13 protein-coding genes are annotated in these 22423 nt (G+C 59.9%); 6 read left to right on the forward strand and 7 right to left on the reverse strand.

Annotated elements, in window-relative coordinates:
- The first annotated feature begins 8 nt into the window (after positions 1-8).
- Genes L8H52_RS12595 through pepN form a run of 3 tightly spaced genes read left to right on the forward strand, consistent with a single transcriptional unit; the run spans position 9 to position 3764 of the window.
- Positions 9-269 (forward strand): DUF1315 family protein, encoded by a 261-nt coding sequence (locus L8H52_RS12595; protein ID WP_007919229.1) that lies wholly within the window; start codon positions 9-11, stop codon positions 267-269.
- On the forward strand, positions 266-1096 hold the full coding sequence (locus tag L8H52_RS12600; RefSeq protein ID WP_038366003.1) for a DUF2797 domain-containing protein: 831 nt from the start codon (positions 266-268) through the stop codon (positions 1094-1096). Before L8H52_RS12595 ends, L8H52_RS12600 begins: the two co-directional genes overlap by 4 nt.
- A gap of 10 nt (positions 1097-1106) precedes the next feature.
- The gene (gene pepN, locus L8H52_RS12605; protein ID WP_242207310.1) at positions 1107-3764 is read left to right on the forward strand and encodes an aminopeptidase N; all 2658 of its coding nucleotides are present in this window, start codon (positions 1107-1109) and stop codon (positions 3762-3764) included.
- A gap of 267 nt (positions 3765-4031) precedes the next feature.
- On the opposite strand, the gene katG is transcribed toward pepN, so the two are convergent.
- Both katG and L8H52_RS12615 read right to left on the reverse strand, forming a co-directional pair.
- Complete coding sequence (katG, locus tag L8H52_RS12610) at positions 4032-6302, reverse strand: catalase/peroxidase HPI (RefSeq protein WP_242207311.1); 2271 nt, start codon at positions 6300-6302, stop codon at positions 4032-4034.
- 151 nt (positions 6303-6453) lie between these two features.
- Positions 6454-8664, reverse strand: coding sequence for an LTA synthase family protein (locus tag L8H52_RS12615; RefSeq protein WP_242207312.1), 2211 nt, complete (start codon positions 8662-8664; stop codon positions 6454-6456).
- Between the two features lie 437 nt (positions 8665-9101).
- On the opposite strand from L8H52_RS12615, the gene L8H52_RS12620 reads away from it, so the two are divergent.
- Together L8H52_RS12620 and L8H52_RS12625 are read left to right on the forward strand one after the other, a co-directional pair.
- Complete coding sequence (locus tag L8H52_RS12620) at positions 9102-10121, forward strand: sterol desaturase family protein (RefSeq protein WP_242207313.1); 1020 nt, start codon at positions 9102-9104, stop codon at positions 10119-10121.
- Positions 10122-10195: 74 nt separating this feature from the next.
- Positions 10196-11212: an ABC transporter substrate-binding protein gene (locus tag L8H52_RS12625; protein WP_242207314.1), complete on the forward strand. Its 1017-nt coding sequence runs from the start codon at positions 10196-10198 to the stop codon at positions 11210-11212.
- 105 nt (positions 11213-11317) lie between these two features.
- Here L8H52_RS12625 and L8H52_RS12630 read toward each other — a convergent pair whose 3' ends face one another.
- From L8H52_RS12630 to L8H52_RS12650, 5 genes are all read right to left on the reverse strand, one after another.
- The gene (locus L8H52_RS12630; protein WP_242207315.1) at positions 11318-11632 is read right to left on the reverse strand and encodes a hypothetical protein; all 315 of its coding nucleotides are present in this window, start codon (positions 11630-11632) and stop codon (positions 11318-11320) included.
- Positions 11633-11861: 229 nt separating this feature from the next.
- Positions 11862-12341 (reverse strand): copper chaperone PCu(A)C, encoded by a 480-nt coding sequence (locus L8H52_RS12635; protein WP_242207316.1) that lies wholly within the window; start codon positions 12339-12341, stop codon positions 11862-11864.
- A complete protein-coding gene (locus L8H52_RS12640; RefSeq protein WP_008079652.1) occupies positions 12341-12946 on the reverse strand; it encodes an SCO family protein in 606 nt (201 codons plus the stop codon). Before L8H52_RS12640 ends, L8H52_RS12635 begins: the two co-directional genes overlap by 1 nt.
- Before the next feature lie 156 nt (positions 12947-13102).
- Positions 13103-14497, reverse strand: coding sequence for an efflux transporter outer membrane subunit (locus tag L8H52_RS12645; protein ID WP_242207317.1), 1395 nt, complete (start codon positions 14495-14497; stop codon positions 13103-13105).
- A gap of 33 nt (positions 14498-14530) precedes the next feature.
- On the reverse strand, positions 14531-15325 hold the full coding sequence (locus L8H52_RS12650) for a helix-turn-helix transcriptional regulator (protein ID WP_242207318.1): 795 nt from the start codon (positions 15323-15325) through the stop codon (positions 14531-14533).
- Between the two features lie 486 nt (positions 15326-15811).
- Between L8H52_RS12650 and L8H52_RS12655 the strand changes: the two genes are divergently transcribed.
- Complete coding sequence (locus tag L8H52_RS12655) at positions 15812-22222, forward strand: non-ribosomal peptide synthetase (RefSeq protein WP_242207319.1); 6411 nt, start codon at positions 15812-15814, stop codon at positions 22220-22222.
- Positions 22223-22423: the final 201 nt, after the last annotated feature.

Below are 22423 nucleotides of genomic sequence, written 5' to 3' on the forward strand. Positions count from 1 at the left end.
AGACCCTGATGTCCTCTTTTAACGACATGATCAACAACATTACCCCGGACATCTACGAGAGCCTGAAACTGGCCGTTGAAATCGGCAAGTGGTCCGACGGTGGCAAGCTCACCGCCGAGCAGCGCGAGCTGTCGTTGCAGGCGATGATCGCCTGGGAAATCCAGAACCTGCCTGAAGACCAGCGCACCGGTTACATGGGTCCGCAGGAATGTGCATCGAAGTCGATCGAAGTGCCGAACATCCTGTTCAAATCGGATGCCATCCATTGATCGAGATTGGCCGCGGTGCAATCAGCAAAATGTCGGCGCGTCTGGACGGGCCGAACGTGCAATACGCGTTTCGTCTGGATGACGTCGAGGTGCCGGTCAACCCGTTGATCGGCACCACGGTGCGTCTGGAATACCTCGGGGCGATCCACTGCACCCATTGCGGGCGGAAGACCAAAACCAGTTTCAGTCAGGGTTATTGCTACCCGTGCATGACCAAACTGGCGCAGTGCGACCTGTGCATCATGAGCCCGGAGCGCTGCCACTATGACGCCGGCACCTGTCGCGATCCCGCGTGGGGCGAGCAGTTCTGCATGACCGATCACGTGGTTTACCTGTCCAATTCGTCGGGCATCAAGGTTGGCATCACTCGTGCTACGCAACTGCCGACTCGCTGGATCGATCAGGGTGCATGTCAGGCGTTGCCGATCATGCGCGTTTCGACGCGGCAGCAATCGGGCTTCGTTGAAGATTTGTTCCGCAGTCAGGTAGCCGACAAGACCAACTGGCGCGCGTTGCTCAAGGGCGATGCGGTGGCGGTCGATCTGGCACAAGTGCGCGATCAACTGTTCGAGAGTTGCGCTGAAGGTCTGCAAGGCCTGCAAGAGCGATTCGGCCTGCAGGCGATTCAGACCATTGCCGACGTCGAACCGCTGGAAATCCGCTACCCGGTCGAGCAATACCCGGCCAAAATCGTCAGCTTCAACCTGGACAAGAACCCGATTGCCGAAGGCACGTTGTTGGGGATCAAGGGCCAGTACCTGATCTTCGATACCGGCGTGATCAATATTCGCAAGTACACGGCTTATCAGCTCGCCGTGCATCAATAAGGACTCCAGCATGCGCACCGAACAACCGAAGATGATTTACCTCAAGGACTATCAGGCGCCCGAGTACCTGATCGACGAAACACACCTGACCTTCGAGTTGTTCGAGGATCACAGCCTGGTGCACGCGCAGTTGGTGATGCGCCGCAACCCGGCGCGTGGCCCGGGCCTGCCGCCGCTGGTGCTCGATGGCCAGCAGCTGGAATTGTTGACGGTAACGCTGGCTGATAAGGAGCTTGGCGCTGCTGACTATCAATTGTCCGAGAATCATCTGACCCTGCAGCCGACCGCCGAAACCTTCACAGTCGACACCAGCGTCAGGATCCACCCGGAAACCAACACTGCGCTGGAAGGCCTGTACAAGTCCGGCACGATGTTCTGCACCCAGTGCGAGGCCGAGGGTTTCCGCAAGATCACTTATTACCTCGACCGCCCGGACGTGATGAGCAAGTTCACCACCACCGTGGTCGCCGAACAGCACAGCTACCCGGTGCTGCTCTCCAACGGCAACCCGATCGCCTCGGGCCCGGGCGAAGACGGCCGGCACTGGGCAACCTGGGAAGACCCGTTCATGAAACCGGCGTACCTGTTTGCGCTGGTGGCCGGTGATTTGTGGTGCGTCGAAGACACCTTCACCACCATGACCGAACGCAACGTCGCGCTGCGCATTTATGTCGAGCCGGAAAACATCGACAAGTGCCAGCACGCGATGAACAGCCTGAAGAAGTCGATGCGCTGGGACGAAGAGGTCTACGGTCGCGAGTACGATCTGGACATCTTCATGATCGTCGCCGTGAACGACTTCAACATGGGTGCGATGGAGAACAAAGGCCTTAACATCTTCAACTCCAGCGCCGTACTGGCTCGCGCCGAAACCGCTACCGATGCCGCCCACCAGCGCGTCGAGGCGATCGTCGCCCACGAATACTTCCACAACTGGTCGGGCAACCGCGTGACCTGCCGCGACTGGTTCCAGCTGTCGCTGAAGGAAGGCTTCACGGTGTTCCGTGATTCCGGCTTCTCCGCCGACATGAACTCGGCCACGGTCAAGCGCATTCAAGACGTGGCTTACCTGCGAACCCACCAGTTCGCCGAAGATGCCGGCCCGATGGCCCACGCCGTGCGCCCGGACAGCTTCATCGAAATCTCCAACTTCTACACCCTGACCGTGTACGAAAAGGGCTCGGAAGTGGTCGGCATGATCCACACCCTGCTCGGCGCCGAAGGCTTCCGTAAAGGCAGCGATCTGTACTTCGATCGCCATGACGGCCAAGCCGTGACCTGCGACGACTTCATCAAGGCGATGGAAGATGCCAATGGCGTCGATCTGACCCAGTTCAAGCGCTGGTACAGCCAGGCTGGCACGCCACGTCTGGCGGTGAGTGAGTCGTACGACGCCGCCGCGAAAACCTACAGCCTGACCTTCCGCCAGAGCTGCCCGGAAACCCCGGACAAAGTTGAAAAACTGCCGTTCGTGATTCCGGTCGAACTCGGCCTGCTCGACAGCCAAGGCAACGAGATTGCTCTGCGTCTGAGCGGTGAAGCGGCGGCGCAAGGCACCACCCGCGTGATCTCGGTGACGGAAGCCGAACAGACCTTCACCTTCGTTGATATCGCTGAACAGCCGCTGCCCTCGCTGCTGCGCGGCTTCTCCGCACCGGTGAAACTGAGCTTCCCGTACAACCGCGATCAACTGATGTTCCTGATGCAGCACGACAGCGACGGTTTCAACCGCTGGGATGCCGGTCAGCAACTGTCGGTGCAAGTGCTGCAAGAACTGATTGGCCAGCAGCAGAAGGGTGAGAGACTGAAGCTCGATCCGCGTCTGGTGTCGGCACTGCGCACGGTGCTGTCGGATGAGTCGCTGGATCAGGCGATGGTCGCCGAAATGCTCTCGTTGCCGGGTGAGGCGTACCTCACTGAAATCAGCGAAGTGGCGGATGTCGATGCGATTCATATCGCCCGTGAGTTCGCCCGTCAGCAACTGGCGGAAAGTCTGTTCGAAGCGCTGTGGCTGCGTTATCAGGCCAACCGTGATCTGTCGAAGCAAACCCCGTATGTGGCCGAAGCCGAGCATTTCGCCCGTCGCGCGTTGCAGAACATTGCGCTGTCGTACCTGATGCTCAGCGGCAAACCGGAAGTCCTGGCGGCGGCGCTGGAGCAATTCGAAGCGGCCGACAACATGACCGAACGCCTGACGGCGCTGGCGGTGCTGGTCAATTCGCCGTTCGAAGAACAGAAGGCTGCGGCGCTGGCGAGTTTCGCCGAGCACTTCAAGGACAACCCGCTGGTCATGGATCAGTGGTTCAGCGTGCAGGCCGGCAGCACCTTGCCGGGCGGGCTGGAGCGGGTGAAAGCGTTGATGCAGCACCCGGCGTTCAACATCAAGAACCCGAACAAGGTGCGTGCATTGGTTGGCGCGTTTGCCGGGCAGAACCTGATCAACTTCCACGCGGCCGATGGCTCGGGTTATCGCTTCCTCGCGGATCTGGTGATCGAATTGAACGGCTTCAACCCGCAGATCGCTTCGCGTCAACTGGCGCCGCTGACGCGCTGGCGCAAATATGACGATGCGCGTCAGGCCTTGATGAAGGGCGAGCTGGAGCGGATTCGGGCGTCGGGGCAGTTGTCGAGTGATGTGTATGAGGTGGTGAGCAAAAGCCTGGCTTGATGGGCCCCTCACCCTAACCCTCTCCCAGTGGGAGAGGGGACTGACCGAGGTGTCTTTGCGCTATACGCCGACCTGAATGGCCGAGTCGAACTCAGGTTTTGAACAGCAAGAAGATCGGCTCCCTTTCCCCTTCGCCCCCTTGGGGGCGGTCCGACGTTTCGGGAGGGCTGGGGTGAGGGGGTACGATCCAGGCCTCACCACAAACCCCAAGCCGTACACATAAAAAAACGCCGCATTAACCAATGCGGCGTTTTTATTGACTAAAAGTTACTTCAGGTCGAAACGATCCAGATTGGTGACCTTCGTCCACGCCGCAACAAAGTCCTTAACAAACTGCTCCTTCGCATCCGAACTGGCATACACCTCGGCCAACGCCCTCAACTGCGCGTTGGAACCAAACACCAGATCCACCCGCGTCGCGGTCCACTTCACACTGCCGGTTTTACGGTCGCGTCCTTCAAACTCATCCGCATCCCTTGAAGTCGGCTTCCACTCCACGCCCATGTCCAGCAAGTTGGTGAAGAAGTCATTGGTCAGCGCTTCAGTCTGCGAGGTGAACACACCATGCCGGGTTTGCCCGACGTTGGTGTTCAACACCCGCAAGCCACCCAGCAGCACAGTCATTTCCGGCGCGGTGAGCGTCAGTAGCTGCGCCTTGTCGATCAGCAGTGCTTCCGCCGAAACGGTGTATTTGCCTTTGCTGTAGTTGCGGAAGCCATCGGCAATCGGCTCAAGGAAACCAAAGGAATCTACGTCGGTTTGCTCCTGGCTTGCATCCGCGCGGCCGGGCGTGAACGGCACGGTGACCGAATGGCCGGCGTTTTTCGCCGCTTGCTCGACCCCGGCGTTGCCCGCCAACACGATCAGGTCTGCCAGTGAGACTTTCTTGCCGGCGCCGCCGCCATTGAACTCGTTCTGAATGCCCTCAAGGGTTTGCAGCACTTTGGCCAGTTGCTCAGGCTGGTTGGCCTGCCAGAATTTCTGCGGTGCCAGACGCAGACGACCGCCGTTCGCGCCGCCGCGCTTGTCCGAACCGCGGAACGTCGAGGCGGCAGCCCAAGCGGTCGAGACCAGTTGCGACACTGAAAGTCCTGACGCGAGGATTTTGCCTTTCAGCGCAGTAGCGTCGCCGTCGTCGATCAGCGGGTGAGCGACAGCGGGAATCGGATCCTGCCACAGCAGTTCTTCGCTCGGCAGTTCCGGGCCGAGATAGCGGGACAGTGGGCCCATGTCGCGGTGGATCAGTTTGTACCAGGCACGGGCGAAGGCGTCGGCCAATTGATCCGGATTGGCGAGGAAACGCCGCGAGATCTGCTCGTAAGCCGGGTCGAAACGCAGCGCCAGATCGGATGTAAGCATGGTCGGCGAGAGTTTTTTGCTCGGGTCATGGGCGTGCGGAACGGTGCCGGCACCGGCGCCGTTTTTCGGTATCCACTGGTGTGCACCGGCCGGGCTTTTGCTCAGCTCCCACTCGAAGCCGAAGAGGTTTTCCAGGTAGTTGTTGCTCCACTTCGTCGGTGTGGTGGTCCAGGTTACTTCGAGGCCGCTGGTGATGGTGTCGGCGCCCTTGCCGGTGCCGAAGGCGTTGCGCCAGCCGAGGCCCTGTTCTTCGAGGCCGGCCGCTTCCGGCTCGGGCCCGACATTGTCGGCAGGGCCGGCGCCGTGGGTTTTACCGAAGGCGTGACCGCCGGCGATCAGTGCCACGGTTTCTTCATCGTTCATGGCCATGCGGCCAAAGGTTTCGCGGATATCGTGGGCGGAAGCGACCGGGTCCGGATTGCCTTCCGGACCTTCGGGGTTCACGTAGATCAGGCCCATCTGCACTGCAGCGAGGGGGTTTTCCAGATTGCGTTCGCCCTGATCGGTGCGGCTTTCTTCTTTGCCATGCAAATCCGGCTCGGCGACCAGCGTGCCGTCTCCGGGCTCCTGCATGGCAGACTTGTCTTTGCCATAACGGCTGTCGCCGCCCAGCCACTCGTGTTCCGAGCCCCAATAAACATCTTCGTCCGGCTCCCACACATCGGGGCGGCCACCGGAGAAACCGAAGGTTTTGAACCCCATGGATTCCAGCGCAACGTTACCGGTGAGAACGATCAGGTCAGCCCAGGAAATGTTGCGGCCATATTTCTGTTTGATCGGCCACAGCAGGCGCCGAGCCTTGTCGAGGCTGACGTTGTCCGGCCAGCTGTTCAATGGTGCAAAGCGTTGTTGCCCGGAGCCGGCGCCACCACGGCCATCGGCGGTGCGATAAGTGCCAGCGCTGTGCCAGGCCATGCGGATGAAGAGGGGGCCGTAGTGGCCAAAGTCGGCCGGCCACCAGTCCTGAGAGTCGGTCATCAGCGCATTGAGATCTTGTTTCAGCGCTTGAAAGTCGAGGCTTTTGAAGGCTTTGGCGTAGTCGAAATCCTTGCCCAGTGGGTTGGACTTTGGCGAATGCTGACTGAGGATTTTCAGGTTGAGTTGATCCGGCCACCAGTCACGGTTCGTCGTACCACCACCGGCGGCGTGGTTGAACGGGCATTTCGATTCGTTTGCCATGTTCGGGTCCTTATCAGGTCTGCTACGGCCGGCTCGTGCCGACTTCGGACTAGTAAGGCTAGACCCGACTTGGAGAGTCAGCTAATAGGCCGACTATTGGACATTGATAGTCAGAACCTTTTACTGCGCGCTCGCCCTTATAGAACTTTGGTCAGGTGGATTGCGCGGTGTCGTCATCCGGCACGTCGTCGAGAATATCCTCTTGCCCCGGCAATTCAGTAATCACACTGAAGTCCGTCACCTCAACCGCACCCAGCCCATACCCCAGCAAATGGAAAGAAAACGCTTTGCGCTCTTGCGGGTTGTCGAAGCTGAAGTTCATTTCCAGTGGCTGGTCGGCGGTTGCGACCATCTCCTCAGGCAGACCGATCTGCACGTCCTGTTCGAATTCCTTGGCCTTGAGCTGAATGTACGCCGCCTGCTGCGGGTCGACTGAACGTACCGTCAGACGCACGCGAGTGTGCGAGCCTTTGGGCATTTCCAGGTACTGCGCACCGATCAGATTGTCGGCCCAGTCATCCTTGATTTGCGCTTGCAGCGGGATGACGTTGGTACTGCCGAACTGATAGCGGTGATTGAGCGGTGTGCGCAGCAGCGACAGGTCGAGGGCGTTGGCGCGCGCGGCGATTTGCCGGGCCGGGTGGCCGCTGTAGTTGCCTTTGTACGTGGCACTTTCGGCGATGAAACCGGCGCTTTCGTAGTAGCGGCAACGGCGTGGCATGTCGCACTCGGAGAAGATTCCCTGACCGTTGTGATAGCGCAGTTTGCCGTTGGTGAACGACATGATTTCGCGGCCGCTGTCGTAGTCGCGAAACAGCGAACGACCGCTCAGCGCGGAAGGCACTGGCAGGTCGAAATAGTCGAGGATCGAGGTGCTCAGATCGACGTGGCCATACACGCCTTTGTTCAGTCGTGGCAGTTGTTCATGTTCTGGCGCCAGGGTCAGATTGAAACCCCACGACGAGGCCAGTCGCACGCCATCGATGCCGTGGGATTCGTCGGAAGTGATCACCACCAGCGTGTCTTTCAGAACACCCTGACGTTCGAGGCCGCTGAGGAACTGTTCCAGCGCGTCGTCGAGATAACCGACGGCGGCTTGTTTTGGCGTTTCGTAGCGCTCCAGATATTCCTCGGGCGCGGAGTAGGGCTGATGGGTGCCGACGGTCAGCAATGTCAGCATCCACGGTTTTTTCTGCTTTTTCAGTTGGCCGACATAATCCAGCGCGCCTTCGAAAAACGCCTTGTCATCCTTGCCCCACGGGAATTCCAGATAGTTGCTGTTGCTGAACCATTCGAGACCATGAGTCGCATCGAAACCGATGTGCGGCATGATCTTGTCTTTGGCCATGAAACGCAGGCCGGCACCTTGCAGATAGTGTGTGCTGAAGCCGTGCTCCCGCAGTTGCGCCGGCAGGCAGGCCTGATTGCGCTCGTTGAGAGTGAGCATCTCCACGCCTTTGGGCGTGCCGTTGTTGAGTTTGTCGTAGTCACCGCAAAGCATCGCGTACAGACCGCGAATGGTCTGGTGCGTATGCAGCACGTAATCCGGGGTGTTCATGCCGCGCTCGGCCCAGCGGCTGAGGTTGGGCATCAGGTCTTCCTGATAATGGCTGCCGATGGCCTCGCGGTTGGCGCGGATGTAGGCACCGGGAATGCCTTCAAGGGCGATGATCAGTACGTTGCTCGCCTGACCTGGTGCGGCCAGCAGCTTCTGCCCGTTGAGGTCGACGTCGGTGAGTCCGGCCATGGCCGGCGCGGGTTCTTCGACATCGCCATCGAGCCATTCCTCGGCCCGGATCTGCAAATCGGCCACTTCGGTGGCCAGCAACTGGTGCGGCAGATTGTACTGGCGCCACGGATCCGCTTCGCTTGGCCACAGGTTTTGCGCGCCCCAGTGCGCGGCGAACAGCGCCAGCGGCGCGCCCCAGACCGCACGGGGAAGGGCTGGACGCGGCGTGCCACGGCCAGCAAATTGGGTCAGCAGCCAGAGCAGCAGGGCGAGCAGCAAGGTGATGCCCAATGCCGGATGCGCCAGCCCGCCGCCGGTGGAGTTCTCGACGAACTGCGGATCGATCAGGTAATGAATGTCGGAAGGTGTCGGCAAACGTCCAACCGCGCTGACCAGCTCAGCCGTCGCCACCGCCAGCAAGCCCCAGAACACCAATACCGGCAAGGCCAGCCACCACACCCGACGATGCAGCAAAACCACCAGCAGGCTGCCGATGGCCAGGTCCGACACATAGCCCAGCGGTGTCGACCAGCCCAGTGCTGCACGCAGGCACACCGGCACAATCAACACGAGAAAAATCAGCGAAAAGAGGCGGGCATACGGCTGCCGCAACCGGTTAAAAAGAGCGCTCACAAAAAAAGACCTTCCAGCCATTAAAACGTCATAAAAGTGTGGGCGATGATACCAAGGGTAGGCTGTCTGATCGCCCTTTTAAACGCACAGCTGATGCGCTGGCGCGGTGCCCTCTGAAGGTGCTGAAATGTCTGCGGCCCTGACCGGGCCTCGTGTGGCAGGGCAATCGGACATATTGCTGCGGGTGGATTTATTGTTTCAGGCTGTTTAACCCGTCATCCGGCAACGAAGATCCAGTGTGGGAGCGAGCTTGCTCGCGAAGGCGATCTTTCAGTCGACAGAGCTTTTGCCTGTGCCGACGCTTTCGCGAGCAAGCTCGCTCCCACATTTGATGTGTAGGCAGACCAGGCAAGCAGAATGAGCCTTTGATCCGTAAAAGCTGCATTTGCGAAACGTTGCGATTTACAATGCGCATCTTCTGTTGGAGATCGGCCTTCGTGGACGTCCTCACACAACTGCTTGCTCAGCTTGAGCGATGGGTGATCACCCCGGTCACCACGCAATTTTTCGGCCTGTTCGACCTCAATGGTCGCCTCGGCGTGGTTTTTCTTTGTGCTTCGTTCAGCATTGCCTACGCACTGTTCCGCTTTAGAAAGTCGCGCCAGCTGACCGATGCGCAGACCTTCTGGCAATACATTGGCGGCCGGCGCGTGTTCGGCCATCGCTCGGCATGGCTCGATTACCGCTACTACTTCATCAAGGCGATACTGAAAGTGGCGCTGGTCTTGCCGCTGGTGGCCTTGGTTGATCCGTACATTCTGCGCTCAGGCGACTATCTGCAGTTTTTCACGCAACTGTGGGGCGCACGCGAGCAAGTGCCCAATCACCCATGGATCGCCTCGCTCTACGGCTTCGGCGTGTTCCTGCTCAGAGACTTCCTGCATTACTGGATTCATCGCGCCTTTCATTCGCGCTACCTGTGGGATTTTCACAAGGTTCATCATTCCGCGCCGGTACTGGTACCGGCCACGGCGAGCCGCATTCATATCGTCGAAACACTGGCAGAAAGACTGGTCATGGCCGTCGGCCTCGCGGCGTTTGCCGGCGTGGTCTGGTACGCCTGTGGTGGTGAAGTCAGCCGCTACACCTTGTTCGGCGTGACCTGGCTGGTGTTGTTCGTCAACAGCCTGGCAGCCAATCTGCGTCACAGTCACGTCTGGCTATCGTTCGGCCCGAGGATCGAGCATGTGCTCAACAGCCCGGCGCAACACCAAATTCACCACAGCGATGCGCCACGTCACCACAACAAGAACTTCGCCACCAATCTGTCGGTGTGGGACTGGATGTTCGGCACGCTGTATCTCACCACTTCGACACCGGAACCGCTGCGCTTCGGCACTGGCGAAGCAGACCGAGAACGTTACCTGACGTTGTACAGCCTGATCGTTATGCCTTTTGTCGACAGCGCCCGGCGCTTACTGCCCGCCAGACGTCCTCGTGCTATCTTTATGCGATAAAGATATTTAATTTCTGTTTTTTATATCTATAAAGTCAGACCTTTCAGCAAACCACCCCATGCTGCGAGGTTGTCATGGCCACACCGTTCAAACGTTCCGGACTGACTCTGTTGGCCGCTTCCCTGGCCGCGAGTGCGTTGTTCAGCACCGGCGCTCAGGCCGAAGGCAAGATCAGCATCGCCCAGCAATTCGGCATCGGTTACCTGATTCTCGATGTGGTGCGCGATCAGAACCTCATCGAAAAACACGGTAAAGAGCAGGGCCTCGACATCAAGGTCGACTGGAACAGCATTTCCGGCGCTACAGCAATGAATGAGGCGCTGCTGACTGGTTCGCTCGATGTGGTTTCGGCGGGCGTGCCGCCGATGCTCACCGTGTGGGATCGCACCAAAGGCAAACAGAACGTCAAAGCCATCGCCGCACTGGGTTCGATGCCCAACTATTTGTTGACCAACAACCCGAACATCAAAACGCTCAAGGACTTCAGCGACAAGGATCGGATTGCTGTGCCGGCCGCCGGTGTCGGCTTCCAGTCACGCACCTTGCAGATCGAGACCGCCAAGGAATTCGGCGACGCCCAGTACAAGAAATTCGACGATATTTCGGTGAGCCTGCCGCACCCCGATGCGACGGCCGCGCTGATTGCCGGCGGCTCGGAAATCAACTCGCATTTCTCCAGCCCGCCGTTTCAATACCAGGCCCTGCAGAATCCCAACGTGCACAAAGTGTTGAGTTCCTACGACGTGCTCGGCGGACAGGCAACGTTCAACGTGCTCTACACCACGGAAAAATTCCACGACGAAAACCCGAAAACCTATAAGGCGTTCTACGACGCGTTGGCTGAGGCTGAGAAGATCATCAAGGCTGACAAACCCGCTGCTGCACAGGCTTATATTCGCGTAGAACAGTCGAAGTTGCCGCTGGCCCTGGTCGAGCAAATCGTCAAGGATCCGGAGATCGACTTCACCGTGGTGCCACAGCGCACGTTTATTTACGCAGAGAAATTGCAGGAACTGGGCGTGCTGAAGAACAAGGCGGGGAGCTGGAAGGATTATTTCTTTGAAGAGGCGCATGGTGGTGCGGGGAGTTGATGGAGAGGCGATATCGGTACTTCGCCTCAGATGTACTAAGGCATGTTGGCGCGTTTCCGAAGAACAGTGGCCTGCCCATATTACAGGCCGCTGTCAGGCAGAAAGTTAGTCAACTACCGTGAGAATTTCATAAGTAAAATGAGGCCCAGGCCACCATTTGATTGTAAGTATTACTTCTTCGCCTGAGATCAAACACCACCTTGGTACGATTCCGTGAGTTTCCATTTTCTTGAGGTCCGTGACATCGGTAGTGTGCGCACGACCGTCTTGCAAGTGCACGCCCACTTCATAGCGGTTCATTTTTACGGCAGGGGTAACTATGGCGCCGAATGTTTCAGTTTTCGACAATGAAATGGTTTTCGCCTGATGATCCAGACCCTGAAATTCAAAGGGCAAGTCATTGATGTGTTTTAAAGCCATTTTTCATCTCTCCGCAAACCCCTGCACATTTTGCAGGCGAGGCCAGCGTAACCAGTGGCCCACCGCATGCCCACTGTAAGAACTGACAGTTTTTTATAACGAAAAGAAATTGCTGTTCGCTGTAACGGCTATATGGATTGATGAGCACCAGCGGCCACAATCAATGTAAAAAAAAGGGGCGGCCTGATCATCGATCAGGCCGCCCCTTTTTTATTGGCGCTCAGTCAGATCAATGCATTTTGCTGTGATCGTGACCTTCCATGTTGGTCAGCGCACGAACCGGTGCCTTCACTTCGATGGTCTCTTTTTCGCCCTTGGCGTTTTCCACGGTCAGGGTCAGCGGAACTGTTTCGCCTTCCTTCAACTGACCATTCAGCTTCATCAGCATCACGTGGTAGCCGTTCGGATCAAGTTTGACGGCTTTACCAGCGGGCAGGTCGACCGACTTCACTTCGCCCATTTTCATCACATCGCCGTTCATGGTCATTTCGTGGATCTGCACATCTTTGGCCTCTGGCGTCGCGACGCTGAGCAACTTGCTGTCGCTGTCGGCGGTGAGGGTCATGAACGCGCCGCTGGCGGTCTGGGTTGGCACGGTGGCACGCACCCAGGCGTCGTCGACTTTGGTCTGCGCGGAGACCTGGAACGCCAGGCCCAGCAGAGACAGACCGATGACAGCGCGTTTGATGTGGTTCAGAACAGGTTGCATCAGCAAACCTCCATAACAGTAAGCAAATCTTCAGTGCATTGTTCTGCCGAAAGCGAGGTGGACAGCCCCAGGCGCAAGCCGCCATTGGAGTCGTAAACGTAACTGGTGGCAGTGTGCGAGATGGTATAGGTGTCGCCGGCGGGGACTTTCTCGTAGAACACGTCGAATTCCTTGGCCGTGGCCGCGGTTTCCTCAAGCGTGCCGTACAGCGCAACGAAGGTCGGGTCGAAGGCTTTCATGTAGGCGTCGAGGATTTCCGGCGTGTCGCGCTCGGGATCGAGGCTGATGAAAATCACCTGCAGACGGTCGCCATCAGCGCCCATCAGCTTCTTGATTTTGGCCGCACGGGCGAGGGTGGTCGGGCAGACTGCCGGGCACTGGGTGAAGCCGAAAAACACCATCGGCATCATGCCGCGAAAGCTCGACAGCGTCATGGTTTCGCCGTCGGTGTTCTTCAGTTTGAAGGTACGTCCCATGATCTTGTTACTCAGATCCTTGCCGTACTTGTACGACAATTGGCCACGGGTGTCGCAACCGGCGAGCAGGCCCAGCCCGAGCACGCCCATTCCCGCAAGCACCTTGCGGCGAGTCAACAAAGCCGTCATCTAATACCGCCTTTTGCAGCCCGTCAGTCGGCAGGACTGGCGGGGGGTTAACCGTAAAAGCGGCGCATGATACCAAACTGAGACCAGACGACGGCTGCGGATCGCCGTGCGGCGTCGGATCGGGCGACAAAAGGTGTAAGAAAAAGTGACGTGGTCTCACTGCACGCGCGGTTCATCTCCCTGCCAGCCACCGCCGAGCGCGGTGTACAGATTGACCTCGGCGACCAGTTGCGCGAGGCGATCGGTGATCAGGCCTTGCTGTGAACTGAACAGCGAACGCTGCGCATCGAGGAACGTCAGGCTGCTGTCGACGCCGTTCTTGTAACGATTCTGCGCGAGGTTGTAATAGGTCTGCGTGGCCTGAACCAGATCGCGTTGCGCCTGCAATTGCTGCTGATACGTGCTGCGTGCGGCGAGGCCGTCGGCGACTTCCTGGAACGCGGTCTGGATCGATTTTTCGTATTCGGCCACGGCCACGTCTTTCTGCAATTTCGAATAATCCAGGCTCGCGCGCAGGCTGCCGGCGTTGAAGATCGGCAGGTTGATCTGTGGTTGAAAGGTCCACGCACCCGAGCCGGCGCCGAACAATCCGGACAGGTCACGACTGGAGGTGCCGGCATTCGCCGTCAGGCTGACGCTGGGGAAAAACGCCGCTCGCGCTGCACCGATGTTGGCGTTGGCCGCTTTCAATTTGTACTCGGCCTGGAGAATGTCCGGGCGCCGTTGCAGCAGATCCGAAGGCAGCCCGGCGGGCAGTTGTTGCACCAGATCGCTGGCCAGCGGACGCGCCGGCAGAGAGTCCGGCACTGGCGCGCCGACCAGCAGGGTCAGGCTGTTCAAGTCCTGCGCGACCTGCCGCTGATAACGCGCCAGATTGGCGCGTGAACTGTCGACGCTGGTCTGCGCCTGCGCCTGCTCCAGGGCCGACGACTTGCCGGCCTCGCGATTGCGCGTGGTCAGGTGCAGGCTCTGTTCGTCGGCGGCGAGGGTGTCGCGGGTCAGTTCCAGCAGCTCCTGATCGGCGCGCCAGGTCAGGTAGGCATTGGCGACGTTGGCCACCAGACTTAATTGGGCGCTGCGCCGCGCCTGTTCGGTGGCCAGCCAGGTCTGCAAGGCCTCCTCGCTGAGGCTGCGCACGCGACCGAAGAAGTCCAGTTCATAGGCGCTGATGCCGAGGTTGGCCGAGTACGTCGAGTTGATCAGCGCTTTGCTTCCGGTCACGCTCGGCGGCATCCGCTGGCGTAACTCGTTGGCGTTGGCCGACACCGCCGGGAACAGGTCGGCGCGCTGAATGCGGTATTGCGCCTGAAAGGCTTCGACGTTGAGTGCCGCTACACGCAGGTCGCGGTTGTTGATCAAGGCGCTTTCAATCAGCTGTTGCAGCGCCGGGTCGGTGAACAGCGTGCGCCAGTCCTCGCTGTTCGTCGCCGCTTGCGTTGCTGTCGGATAGTGCGCGGCACTGGGTGAAACGGGCCGCTGATACTCGGGAATCAATGAACAACCGCCCATCAGCATTGCCATGGACAGCAGGGAAAGTCGCAACGTCAACATCGAACTGCCTCATGCATATAAAGAGCGTTGTGCTCAGGCCCCGGCCATCCATTTCGCCAGACCATGGCGACCACTGACCCCGAGTTTGGCGGTGGCGCGCTTAAGATACGTCTCGATCGAACTGTTTTTGACCCGCAGTTTTTCCGCCATTTGCGGCACGGTGCCGCCCGTCAACAAACCCAGGCAGACTTCTTTCTCGCGCACCGACAGGGCGATGTCGCTGAGCGCCAAGCGCTCATCGAACACTTGCGCCAGCGGTGCCTGATCCAGCTCGGCCAAGGGTTGGCGAGGTTGCCTGGCAAGGATCTGCCGGCTGATCTGCGCATGGCGTTCGATCAGTGGCAGCAGGGTGTCGGACAGACTTTTCAGAAACGACAACTCCGGCAGGGAAAACACCCGTTGCGTATGCGGTCGGTAAAACGAAATCACGCAACGCCGGTTGGACGTGCGCGAGACCAGATTGCATTGGTGGGCGCTGTGTTGCGGATGGCGCGGCTGCAGCGAGGCTCTCAGTTGAATCAGCAGCGAATCGTTCATCTCGATCATTTTCTGCAACAGCGGATGATCGTCGGGACTCTCCAGCGGATCGGGCGGGGCACACGTCTGCGCCGGACCGGCGCTGCCCAAGGGCTTGATGTCGACCACACTGGCCTGACGCTCATCCAGCGTCCACTCACTGAGATCGACCCGGTTGACCGGCACCAGCGTGTCGACCAACTGGAACATGTTCGTGGCGAAATGATCATCGCCGGTACTGGCAATCAGTTCACCGAGTTGCCAGTAGAAATGCGGGTTTTCGGTGTTGCGAATAGTGCCGGTCAGATTCATATCCTTCATCCCTGGTTCAGAGCCATCACTGAATCGTCTGCCGTCTCTGTAAAAGCCGCCCACGCAGTCATTTCTCCTTGAACATGATCTGGAGCGGGATTTAAGCCTATGGATTTGTCCTACGTCTGTAGGGGAAAACAGGGACACAAAGTGCCACTATTTCTGAATCTTGGCGCCGGGGTTCTGACGCCGCTGAACACAGGTGTACCGGTGTGAGTGACTGTTCAGTCACGCTCAGGCCCCTGAAACCCGGGCGATGGTCAATTCTGATCGGCAACGCTCGAGCAAATGGCGGCGCTGCTATGTGGTTTTTTTCCTACAAGCTTTTCAGTATTTCCTCTCCGAACTTTTAGACAGTGCCTGCGACAACCACGCCAGCAAAGCTTCACAGGCAGGTACGGACCGGGTGATTGTCCGGGTTTCAGGTGTCATGTCAGCGTCGGGGCCGATGCTTGAATACCGGCAAAATCACATGAGAAGGATCTTATGCAGCCTACTTCTGCCAACGTGGCGGACGATCTGTCCGTGCCTGTCGAGACATTCGCGCTGACTGCCGCTCAACGGGATATCTGGCTGGACCAACTGAGCCGCGGAGATTCGCCGCTGTATAACATTGGCGGTTATGTCGAACTGACCGGACCGCTGGATCCGGCATTGCTGCAATCGGCACTTGAATATCTGGTTGAAGCCAACGATGCCTTGCGCATTGTTCTGCAATCGGACGTTGGCCACGACGGGCTACCGTTGCAAGGGTTTGCCGAGGCGTTGCCGGTGGTTATGCCGCTGCATGACTTCAGTGGACACCCCGATCCGCAGTCGGCGGCCCGTAAGCTTGTCGAAGAGCAGATGGCGCATGCCTTCGTGTTGCACGGGCAAGCGTTGTTTCGCTTCACGCTGATTCGCCTCGATCGCGATCGCCACTGGTTGGCAGCGCAGGCCCACCACTTGATTATCGATGGCTGGGCTTTCGCGCTGCTGTTCAAGTCGCTGGGCGACATCTACAGCGCGTTGTGCCGTGGCGAGCGCCCGAGTGTGGCGGCACCTTCCTATGTCGGCTTTATCGAAGATGACGCGCGCTACCATCAGTCACCCCGCTATGAGCGAGATCAACGCTACTGGCTGGACAAGTACCGCAGCTTGCCCGAACCCTTATTGACTGCCCGCCATCGCGAATCTCTCGACGTTGAAGCGGCGCCAAGTCGCATCCACGTCGAGGCTTTTCCAGCCGTGCTGCACGAGCACATGAAAGACTGCGCGCGACAATTCGGTGGTTCGGCCTTTCACGTCTTGCTGGCGGCGTTGCATGTGTATTTCAGTCGCACTGCCCAACGTGACGAGTGGGTGGTCGGCTTGCCGATTCTCAATCGTTCCGGTGCCCGCTTCAAAAGCACTCTTGGGTTATTCACCCAAGTCAGTGCAATGCGCATGGGCTTTGGCCGGGCACTGTCATTTGGTGAGTTGATCAAAGCGATTGGCGCTGGCCTGAAGCAGGATTTCCGCCATCAACGCTACCCGCTGAGCGAGATGAACCGCGCACTGGGCCTGTTGCGTGAAGACCGTGCGCAACTGTTCGAACTGTCGGTGTCCTACGAGCAGGACGACCATGACTACCGTTACGGTGAGGCGTTGGGACACTCGGTCAAGGTCTCCAACCAGCACGAGGCGACACCGCTGGCCATTCACCTGCGCAGCAACCGCTACAACGACAAAGCCTGGTTGCATCTGGTGTATTCGCCAGCCTGTTTCACGGCTGACGAGATCGCGTCGTTCACCGAGCGTTTGTTGCTGATTCTGCAGCAAGGTCTGGAATGTCCGGAGCGTGCAGTCGCCGATTTCAACTTGAACAGCCCGGCGGAGCTTGCCCGGCTCAATCAGTGGAACGACACCCGAGTCAGTTATCCGCAGGGCCAGCTGATTCATCGGCGATTTGAATCCCGAGTGACCGAACAACCGGACGCTGTGGTCGCGACTTGTCAGGGGCGGACGCTGAGCTATGCCGAACTGAACCGGCAAGCCAATGCACTGGCCCATCATCTGCTGGGCCTCGGCGTACGGCCTGATGACCGGGTAGCGATCGTTGCCCGCAGAGGCCTCGATACATTGGTCGGGCTGCTGGCGATTCTCAAGGCTGGCGCCGCTTATGTGCCGATTGACCCGGCGCATCCGCCCGAACGCCTGAGCTATTTGCTCAGTGACAGCGCTCCGGTGGCGTTGTTGAGCCAAAGCGATCTGCGTGAGCGTTTGCCTGCAACATCGCTGCCGGTGATCGAGCTTGATCGGCGCGAATGGTCGCTCGACAACACGACCGATCCTGACCTGCCGGGGTTGACCACGAACAACCTCGCTTATGTGATTTACACCTCCGGCTCTACCGGATTGCCCAAAGGCGTGATGGTCGAGCACCGCACACTCGGCAATCTGGTCGACTGGCACTGCGCGGCATTCGGCCTCGGCATCGGACAGCACACCTCGAGCCTTGCCGGCTTCGGTTTCGACGCGATGGCGTGGGAGGTCTGGCCGGCGTTGTGTGCCGGGGCGACGCTGCACTTGTCGCCCGCAAGCGAAGGCAACGAAGACATCGACGCGCTGCTCGACTGGTGGCGTGCGCAGCCGCTGGATGTGAGCTTCCTGCCAACGCCGATTGCCGAATACGCTTTCAGCAAACAACTCGACCATCCGACCTTGCGCACCTTGCTGATCGGCGGTGATCGTCTGCGCCAGTTCAACCGTGCGCAGTCGTTTGCGGTGGTCAACAACTATGGTCCGACCGAGGCCACGGTGGTCGCCACTTCAGGACTGATCGCACCGGGGCAGGCGTTGCACATCGGCAAACCCGTCAGCAATGCCACGACTTACCTGCTCGATGATCAACAGCGCCCGGTGCCGATCGGCATCATGGGCGAGTTGTATGTCGGCGGCGCGGGGGTGGCCCGGGGTTATCTGAATCGCCCGGACCTGACGGCCGAGCGCTTCCTCGACGACCCGTTCAGTGTGCAGCCGGATGCGCGCATGTACCGCACCGGCGATCTGGCCCGGTGGCGCGCCGACGGCAACCTTGAGTACATCGGTCGTAACGATGATCAGGTGAAGGTGCGCGGCGTGCGTGTCGAGCTGGGCGAAATCGAAGCGGCGCTCAGCAGTCATGACGCGGTTCAGGAAGCCGTGGTGCTGGTGCGCGACGGTCAGCTGTTGGCATGGTTCACCGAGCATGAGGCGCTGGATATCCTGCAACTGCACGCGCACCTGACCTCGCGCTTGCCGTCCGCCCTGTTGCCGGCGGCTTACGTGCGCTTGGCGACGTTGCCACTAACCGCCAACGGTAAGCTCGATCGCCAGGCCTTGCCAGCACCGGGACCGGAGGCGTTGATCCGTCGTGAATACGAGGCGCCACAAGGTGACGTCGAAATCGCCCTGGCGCAGATCTGGGCTGAAGTCCTGCAGGTCGAACGGGTAGGGCGTCACGACCATTTCTTTGAACTGGGCGGCCACTCGTTGTTGGCGGTCGGGCTGATTGAGCGCATGCGTCAGATCGGTATGAGCAGCGATGTGCGGGTGCTGTTCAGTCAGCCGACACTGGCCGCGCTGGCGGCAGCGGAGGGCAGTGGCCGCGAAGTCGAGGTGCCGGCCAACCGCATTCCTGCCGATTGCACGCACATCACCCCTGAGCTGCTGCCACTGGTGCAACTGGATCAGGCGATGATCGAACGTATCGTCGCAACCGTGCCGGGCGGTGCCGCCAATGTGCAGGACATCTACCCGTTGGCGCCGTTGCAGGAGGGCATTCTCTATCACCACATCACCGCCGCGCAGGGCGATCCGTACCTGCTGCAATCGCTGCTGGCATTCGACAGCCTCGAACGGGTCGAGGCCTTCGTCGCTGCGCTACGTGAGGTCATGGCGCGGCACGACATCCTGCGTACGGCGGTGGTCTGGGAGGGGCTGACGTCACCGGTGCAAGTGGTCTGGCGCGAGGCCATTTTGCCGGTGCAAGAGGTTGAACTTGATCCTGCCCACGGCGCGATCATCGATCAATTACACCAGCGCTTCGACGCGCGGCGCTATCGCCTCGACGTCAGTCAGGCGCCGCTGCTGCGCCTGATGGTTGCCCGTGATCCGGCGCACAACCGAGTGGTCGGCATCTTGCTGTTCCACCATCTGGCGATGGATCACATCGCACTGGAAGCGATGCGCGAAGAAATTCACGCCAGCCTGTCCGGGCACTCGGAGACGCTGGCGCCGCCAGTTCCATATCGCAACTACGTGGCGCAGACGCGACTGGGCGTCAGTGAGCAGGAGCATGAAACGTTCTTTCGGCAGATGCTCGGCGACATCGACGAGCCGACCTTGCCGTTCACTTTGCAGAACGTGCAGGGTGACGGCAGCAACATCGAAGAAGCCGAGCAAACCCTGGCATCCGATCTCTATCAGCGCATGCAGCAGCAGGCGCGTTCGGCGGGCGTGAGTGTTGCCAGTCTGATCCACCTCGCTTGGGCGCAAGTGTTGGCGGCGACATCCGGCCAGCAAAGTGTGGTATTCGGCACGGTGTTGATGGGGCGCATGCAGGGCGGCGCGGGTGCCGACCGGGCGCTCGGGGTGTTCATCAACACCTTGCCGCTGCGGGTCGATGTCGGTGAGGGCGCGCGCGCGGCGGTGAAGTCCACCCATGCACGGCTGACCGCTTTGCTCGCCCATGAACATGCCTCTTTGGCGCTGGCCCAGCGTTGCAGTGGCGTCGCTGCGCCGGCGCCGCTGTTCAGTGCCTTGCTCAACTACCGACACAGCGATGATGCTGAGCAAAAAAACTCCCGGCAAACCTGGCAGGGCATCGAGACCCTGGCCAACGAGGAACGCACCAATTACCCGTTTACCCTGAGTGTCGACGATCTCGGCACGGGCTTGCGTCTGACCACCCGAACCTTGTCGAACATCGGCGCGCAGCGGATTTGCGCTTACGTGCAAGCAGCGTTGAGCGGTTTGGTCGAGGCACTGGAGACCACGCCGCAGCGGCCACTGAACAGCCTGCCGTTGTTACCGCAGGAAGAACGGCAACGGCTGCTGATCGAGTTCAACGCTACTGAAGTCGATTGCCCGATGGACCAGCCACTGCAGGCGCTGTTCGAACAACAGGTGCAGCGCAAACCGAATGCCATCGCCGTGCAATTCGCCGAGCAGCGCCTGACCTATCGCCAGCTCAACGAGCAGGCCAACCGCCTGGCCCATCATCTGCGCGGGCTCGGCGTACAGCCGGATTCACGGGTGGCGATCTGCGTCGAGCGCGGGCCGGAACTGGTGATCGGTCTGCTGGGGATTCTCAAGGCCGGTGGTGCGTATGTGCCGCTCGATCCGGATTATCCACTGCAACGGCTCAACTACATGTTGCAGGACAGCGCACCGGTTGCGCTGCTGGTGCATGAGGCGACGCGCGATCTGCTTGGCGAAACCGGCGTGCCGCTGATCGACCTCGACCTCGGCGTCTGGCAGGACCATCCCTACGACAATCCGCAGGTGCCGGATCTCGGCGCGGCGAATCTGGCCTACATGATCTACACCTCCGGCTCCACCGGCACGCCAAAAGGCGTGATGATCGAGCACCGCAGCGCCTGCAACATGGTGCACTGGGGCTCGCAGTTGTCGCCGCCGACTGAACACGGGGCGTTGCTGCAAAAAGCACCGTACAGTTTCGACAGTTCGGTGTGGGAGATCTTCTGGCCACTGTGCTCGGGCATGCGTCTGGTGCTGGCGCGGGCCGACGGCAATCGCGATTCGGCGTATGTCACGCAAGTGATCCGCGAGCAGAACATTACCGTGGTCAAGTTCGTGCCGGCGTTGTTGCAACAGTTCATCGAACAGGACGATGTCAGCCAGTGCACCAGCCTCACCGACGTGCTCAACGGTGGCGGTGAGTTGACCGTTGCGCTGGCCCGGCAAGTGCGCGAGCGCCTGCCGTGGGTGCGCCTGCACAACGTCTACGGGCCGACCGAAACCACCGTCGACAGCAGCGGCTGGACCCTGGAACCCGGTGAACCGGTGCCGCAGACACAGGTGCCGATCGGCAAGGCGCTGAGTAACACGCGGCTGTATGTGCTCGATGCCAGCGATCAACCGGTGCCGTTTGGCGTCAGCGGGCATTTGCACATTGGGGGGGTGGGCGTGGCGCGGGGCTATTTGGGACTGCCGCAATTGCAGGCCGAACGCTTTATCGACAGCCCGTTTGTGGCCGGTGATCGCTTGTATCGCACTGGGGATCTGGTGCGTTACGGCGCTGACGGCAATCTCGAATTCCTCGGTCGCAATGACTTCCAGGTCAAGCTGCGCGGGGTGCGCCTTGAGCTGGGCGAGATTGAAGCGCGCCTGCTGGAACACCCGGCCATTCGCGAGGCGGTGGTGCTGGTGCGCGATGAGCGGTTGGTGGCGTATTACACCCTGCGTGCCGAGCTGACTGCGCCAACGCTTGAAGCATTGCGAGCGCATGTATTGGCGCAGTTGCCGGAATTCATGGTGCCCGGCGCCTACGTGATGCTGGTGGCGTTGCCCCTGACGCCCAACGACAAAATCGATCGCAAGGCGTTGCCGGAACCGGGGGCGGAAGCGCTGCTCAGTCGGCCTTATGCGCCACCTGAAGGCGACGTGGAAACTGCCTTGGCGCAGATCTGGGCGCAGGTGCTCAAGGTCGAGCAGGTGGGGCGCGACGACAACTTCTTCGAACTGGGTGGGCATTCGTTGCTGGCGGTCAGTCTGGTCGCGCGCATGCGTCTGGCCGGCCTGCATGTCGACGCGCGGACGCTGTTCAGCCAGCCGACGCTGGCGGCGCTGGCGGCACAGACCTCGCGACAGGCCAGGCACGTCGAAATCGCCCAGACCACCATCCCGAGCCTCAACCGCAAACGCCGCCTCTGATTCTCGGACACAAACCCTGTGGGAGCGAGCCTGCTCGCGAAGGCGTTGGTTCAGTCAATGATGATGTCGACTGACCCACCGCTTTCGCGAGCAGGCTCGCTCCCACAGGGGACTTGCGGTGCTCACGCCGGCGGCTTGTCCCCGCTTCCCATGTCAGACACCCACGCCCCGATGTTTTAGTTTTTCCAGGCTGCGCGCCGT

The organism is Pseudomonas sp. CROZ-RG-20F-R04-15 (assembly GCF_022662375.1).
Lineage (GTDB): Bacteria > Pseudomonadota > Gammaproteobacteria > Pseudomonadales > Pseudomonadaceae > Aquipseudomonas.

Excerpts from the sequence above, each read along its gene's own strand:
- L8H52_RS12595 (WP_007919229.1), top strand. The coding sequence starts at position 9 with ATGTCCTCTTTTAACGACATGATCAACAACATTACCCCGGACATCTAC.
- pepN (WP_242207310.1), top strand. The coding sequence starts at position 1,107 with ATGCGCACCGAACAACCGAAGATGATTTACCTCAAGGACTATCAGGCG.
- katG (WP_242207311.1), bottom strand. The coding sequence starts at position 6,302 with ATGGCAAACGAATCGAAATGCCCGTTCAACCACGCCGCCGGTGGTGGT.
- L8H52_RS12625 (WP_242207314.1), top strand. The coding sequence starts at position 10,196 with ATGGCCACACCGTTCAAACGTTCCGGACTGACTCTGTTGGCCGCTTCC.
- L8H52_RS12630 (WP_242207315.1), bottom strand. The coding sequence starts at position 11,632 with ATGGCTTTAAAACACATCAATGACTTGCCCTTTGAATTTCAGGGTCTG.
- L8H52_RS12635 (WP_242207316.1), bottom strand. The coding sequence starts at position 12,341 with ATGCAACCTGTTCTGAACCACATCAAACGCGCTGTCATCGGTCTGTCT.
- L8H52_RS12640 (WP_008079652.1), bottom strand. The coding sequence starts at position 12,946 with ATGACGGCTTTGTTGACTCGCCGCAAGGTGCTTGCGGGAATGGGCGTG.
- L8H52_RS12645 (WP_242207317.1), bottom strand. The coding sequence starts at position 14,497 with ATGTTGACGTTGCGACTTTCCCTGCTGTCCATGGCAATGCTGATGGGC.
- L8H52_RS12650 (WP_242207318.1), bottom strand. The coding sequence starts at position 15,325 with ATGAATCTGACCGGCACTATTCGCAACACCGAAAACCCGCATTTCTAC.
- L8H52_RS12655 (WP_242207319.1), top strand. The coding sequence starts at position 15,812 with ATGCAGCCTACTTCTGCCAACGTGGCGGACGATCTGTCCGTGCCTGTC.